The organism is Bacillus sp. S4 (assembly GCF_040838205.1).
Lineage (GTDB): Bacteria > Bacillota > Bacilli > Bacillales > Bacillaceae_G > Bacillus_A > Bacillus_A cereus_U.
In genome coordinates this window covers 1-4,100 of record NZ_JBFPJI010000288.1, presented here as the reverse complement: position 1 = coordinate 4,100, position 4,100 = coordinate 1, and the positions used below count along the sequence as shown (strand labels likewise).

The window sequence follows — 4,100 nt, the reverse complement described above, 5'->3', positions numbered from 1 at the left end:
ATTTATAATGATGCGATAGTTTATACAACAGCTGTATATGCTTATAAACCTGTAACCCTTGAAAATAGAATAGATTGGTATGAACAAAAAAAGACTGACGGTTATCCAATTTTAGTATACGAACTAGATAATAAAGTAGTGGGATTTGCAACATTTGGTCCATTTAGAGCGTGGCCTGCCTATAAATATTCAATTGAACACTCCATATACGTTGATAAGGAATATAGAAAAAGTGGAATTGGGAAGTCTTTAATGAAAGAACTAATAGCTATTGCACAGGAAAGAGAATATATGACCTTAATTGCTGGAATTGACGCAGAAAATGAGAAAAGTATTGCCCTGCATCAAAACTATGGATTTGTTCATGCAGGGACAATAAAAAAAGCCGGTTATAAGTTCAATCGATGGCTAGATTTAGCTTTTTATCAATTGGAGCTTAATGGTCCTAAAAATCCTACTGAAGAATAGCTGTATTTATTACTGTAAAAATGATTTTAAAAAGAAATTGTATATATTTCAAAAGATAGTATGAAGAAATCTCATACTATCTTTTTTGTATTCACCAATATAATTTAACAAAGAAGGGTTTTTACATTTTATATCGAATTTTCAGGAGGTGATAAAACAATATAAAAAGAGGGATGAATATGGAAACTGTCATACGAAAAATAAAAGAAATACAATCTGGTCAAGTTGGAGTATCTGTTTACTCTACAAAATATGAAAATATAGTTGCCTCCTATAATAATAATCTTTATATTCCATTAGCATCAGCAGCAAAAGTGGCAATTGGATTTGCAGTAGCGAGGATGGTAAAGGACAAACAAATTAATTGGAATGATACACTTCATCACATTAAGTTTAATCCAAATGAGGATAGTGTACAGTTATATCCTCATTTACAAGGAAGAACTACATTAACACTTAGTAAAGCGGTTGAAGTAATGATAGCTTGCCACGACAGTTATATTGCTCACTCGGTTGTAATGCACTACGGAGGATGGGAAACTGTCAGAGAAAATGTTTTAACGTACTTTTCAAAGATTCATATACAGGAAAACCCTAGAGATGAGCAAAATGTCGGAGAGTTAAATCAAGTTCTTTCACTTTTAGTACATATTTTTCAAGGGTATAAAGCAGAACCAGAATTATGGGAACCCATTATTAGTGGAATGGTAAGGCAACAAGGTAATTATGAAGGGATACCGTATTATCATTTAGCGCATGTGACAGGTGGTTTATCCACCGCTACAATAAATATTGGTATAATAGGGATGTTTCATGAATTTCCGTTTCTTTATGTAATTGGGGGAAGAGATTTACCTAATCGATTTGATAATAAAGAGGTTGATGAAACAATTCTAGAAGCTTTGAAGTGCTTATATAAAGAATATAAGATGACAAGTCAAACAAACGTTGTAACCGATAATTGAATAAAAACGTTATTTTAATAGCAGGGAGGGGAATAGTGCACCTAAAGGAGTATACCGTTTACAAAAGTGAATCGCTCATATGTATCGGGACTATAAAGGAATGCGCTCAGCATATGGGAGTGTCTGGTGATTTCTAACATAAAAAGAGAGCACAAAGGCTCTCCTTAATGGTTTTGTGATCCGCCAGCAAAACGAAAAGATTCAAGTACTTCAATACATTAGAAATTTTGTGAACATGAAGTACAAGGTCCACCAGTAGGTTGAAATACAACATTGTCAACAAAAGCTGTTGCGCCTTGCCCACCTGTAGCAATATTTTGGAAAGCAACACATGCTGTAGTCACACCAGGAGGTATACACACAACAAGAATATAATGTTGGAAAAGGGATTGCGGTTGATTCGCAACAGGTATAATATGTGGAATATTTCCAAGAGTTATTGGGAGAGGAGGACATCCATGTCCAAGGTCTGGAAAAGATACAGAAGCTATAAGAAATGCATTATCCCTTACATCCGCAGCAAAAGAAAACGTAAAACAACAACCTTCGTCAACATCAACCAATTGATTAATACTTCCACCTGGTCCAATTGACGCAGCTAAGAGACTAAGTGCCCCATTTGAAAGAATACGACCACTATGAGCATTTGGAACACCTACTTCTTCAACATCCCCAATTTGATTCCAACCAGGAACTGGATCGGTTACTAATGGTGGTTCGTCAAATCCAGGGTTGTCAAGAACATTAGTACATGGACAACACGCTACTGCAGTTGGTCCTGTTGCGCCTGTTGCGCCTGTTGCGCCTGTTGCGCCTGTTGGTCCTGTTGGTCCTGACGGTCCTCCTGACGGTCCTGTTGGTCCTGTTGGTCCTGTTGGTCCTGTTGGTCCTGTCGGTCCTGTTGGTCCTGTTGGTCCTGTCGGTCCTGTTGGACCCGTTGGACCAATTTCAGGTGGAGGTAAAGGGGGCCCAAAACATTCGCATGGAATATGAAATTTCTTATTAAATTTACTCATTTTTACACCATCCTTATCATTAACCCAACTTACACTATATAGTTTATGAGTTAGCTAACACGCAAGTATAAGGAAAAAGCCTTTAAAAATAAAAATAAGCATATGCCCTTATGTCACAGATATAAACCTATTCCATTAATTGCTAGTTATACCGTCATAAGTTATGCAAGAAAAGGGTATGTATCAATGCCGGGGTTAATTAGTTTTTCATGTTTTGTTACATATGGTGGATTTGTATGGATTAGTCTATTAAAATGAAGAAATAAAAATATGTAAATATTATAAGAATTGAAAGGAAGAAGTACATATGAAACGTATAGAGAACGGTACTCGCACTGAAGGAGAATACATTAAAAATAAATTAATTCAATATAACATGTCTGTGTTGTCAGATGAAGTAAAACAGCCAATGGAACAAGTAAGTTTCGTAGTGAAAGATGAGGAAGGGAAAATCTTTGGCGGGGTAACTGGAACGATGTATTTTTATCATCTACATATAGATTTTTTATGGGTTGATGAATCAGTTCGCCATGATGGTTATGGTAGTCAATTGTTACATACAATAGAAGAAATTGCGAAGGAAAAAGGATGTAGACTCATTTTACTAGATTCATTTAGTTTCCAAGCACCAGAATTTTATAAAAAGCACGGATACCGAGAATATGGTGTTGTTGAAAATCATCCTAAAGGGCATAGTCAACACTTTTTAGAAAAGAGATTATAATAATATTATGTATACTAGTTGATGGGAGAAAAAAATGTACACGTATAAATTACAACATGAACAACCAATCTGTGTAGAAAAAATAAAGAAACTTTACGATTCTGTTGGCTGGTGGCCAGAAAGAAAAGTAATTGATATTGAAAAAATGTTAAAGAATAGTATAGCAATTGGAGTATGGGAAGAAAACGAATTAATTGGATTTGCTAGAGTTGTTACTGACGGTGTTTTTCGGGCGTATATTGAAGATGTTGTCGTACATGAAAGTGTAAGAAATAAAGGTATTGGTGAGAAGATGCTAACAATGTTACTGAAAGAGATATCTCATATTGATATTGTTAGTCTATTTTGCGGAGAGAAACTAATAAAGTTTTATGGTGAACAGCAGTTTCAAGCGACGAAGCAAATTGTGATGCATCGTAATCAAATAGTGAAAGAATAAGAGGTGCCAATTAGAATGAATGCAACAAGAGCATATTGTTTATCGAAAAGAAAAGCGACAGCAGATTCTCCAGATGGCTGGAGTGCAACATGTATGAGGATCAATAATAAAATATTTGCGATAGTGAATCATGAAGAAGGTGAAAAAGCTGCGATTACATTAAAATGTGATCCAGAACTTGCCTTGCGAATAAGAGAAGATTATCCGGAAACAATTATTCCTGGATATCATATGAATAAAAAACATTGGAATACAGTTTATATACATAAGGGTGTAGAACAAGAACAAATTAATAAAATGATTGATTGGTCGTATGATTTAGTACTACAATCATTTTCAAAGAAAAAGCAGCAAGAGTTATTGGATTAAATACAAAGTGAAGTCGACCATAAATAGCTAGTAAAATGATTATATTTTACTAGCTATTTGCAGTTTTAGATTATATATTAGGAGATTTTGAAATGAATACGAAACGAAACAGATTACTA

At 34.8% G+C, this 4,100-nt stretch carries 6 protein-coding genes; 5 read left to right on the top strand and 1 reads right to left on the bottom strand.

The features are described 5' to 3' along the window. Both AB3X48_RS18625 and AB3X48_RS18620 read left to right on the top strand, forming a co-directional pair. Window positions 1-468 (top strand): GNAT family N-acetyltransferase (locus tag AB3X48_RS18625; protein WP_367959802.1); only part of this gene is annotated, 468 nt, incomplete at its 5' end. A 179-nt stretch (window positions 469-647) separates the two neighbouring features. Further along, a complete protein-coding gene (locus AB3X48_RS18620; RefSeq protein WP_002200246.1) occupies window positions 648-1,433 on the top strand; it encodes a serine hydrolase in 786 nt (261 codons plus the stop codon). Between the two features lie 218 nt (window positions 1,434-1,651). Here AB3X48_RS18620 and AB3X48_RS18615 read toward each other — a convergent pair whose 3' ends face one another. Next, window positions 1,652-2,449 carry a collagen-like protein gene (locus AB3X48_RS18615; RefSeq protein WP_367959801.1) on the bottom strand — a complete coding sequence of 266 codons (798 nt, stop codon included), beginning with the start codon at window positions 2,447-2,449 and terminating at the stop codon, window positions 1,652-1,654. Window positions 2,450-2,756: 307 nt separating this feature from the next. Between AB3X48_RS18615 and AB3X48_RS18605 the strand changes: the two genes are divergently transcribed. From AB3X48_RS18605 to AB3X48_RS18595, 3 genes are read left to right on the top strand one after another with little or no spacing between them, the layout of a single operon-like run. After that, window positions 2,757-3,173 (top strand): GNAT family N-acetyltransferase, encoded by a 417-nt coding sequence (locus tag AB3X48_RS18605; protein ID WP_016105076.1) that lies wholly within the window; start codon window positions 2,757-2,759, stop codon window positions 3,171-3,173. A gap of 34 nt (window positions 3,174-3,207) precedes the next feature. After that, entirely contained in the window at window positions 3,208-3,612 is a 405-nt protein-coding gene (locus AB3X48_RS18600) for a GNAT family N-acetyltransferase (protein ID WP_016105075.1), read from the top strand. Window positions 3,613-3,627: 15 nt separating this feature from the next. Further along, complete coding sequence (locus AB3X48_RS18595; protein ID WP_002161512.1) at window positions 3,628-3,981, top strand: MmcQ/YjbR family DNA-binding protein; 354 nt, start codon at window positions 3,628-3,630, stop codon at window positions 3,979-3,981. Window positions 3,982-4,100 lie beyond the last annotated feature (119 nt).

What these genes read in the sequence shown, in the direction of transcription:
- AB3X48_RS18620 (WP_002200246.1), top strand. Translation starts at nt 648, where the DNA reads ATGGAAACTGTCATACGAAAAATAAAAGAAATACAATCTGGTCAAGTT.
- AB3X48_RS18605 (WP_016105076.1), top strand. Translation starts at nt 2,757, where the DNA reads ATGAAACGTATAGAGAACGGTACTCGCACTGAAGGAGAATACATTAAA.
- AB3X48_RS18615 (WP_367959801.1), bottom strand. Translation starts at nt 2,449, where the DNA reads ATGAGTAAATTTAATAAGAAATTTCATATTCCATGCGAATGTTTTGGG.
- AB3X48_RS18600 (WP_016105075.1), top strand. Translation starts at nt 3,208, where the DNA reads ATGTACACGTATAAATTACAACATGAACAACCAATCTGTGTAGAAAAA.
- AB3X48_RS18595 (WP_002161512.1), top strand. Translation starts at nt 3,628, where the DNA reads ATGAATGCAACAAGAGCATATTGTTTATCGAAAAGAAAAGCGACAGCA.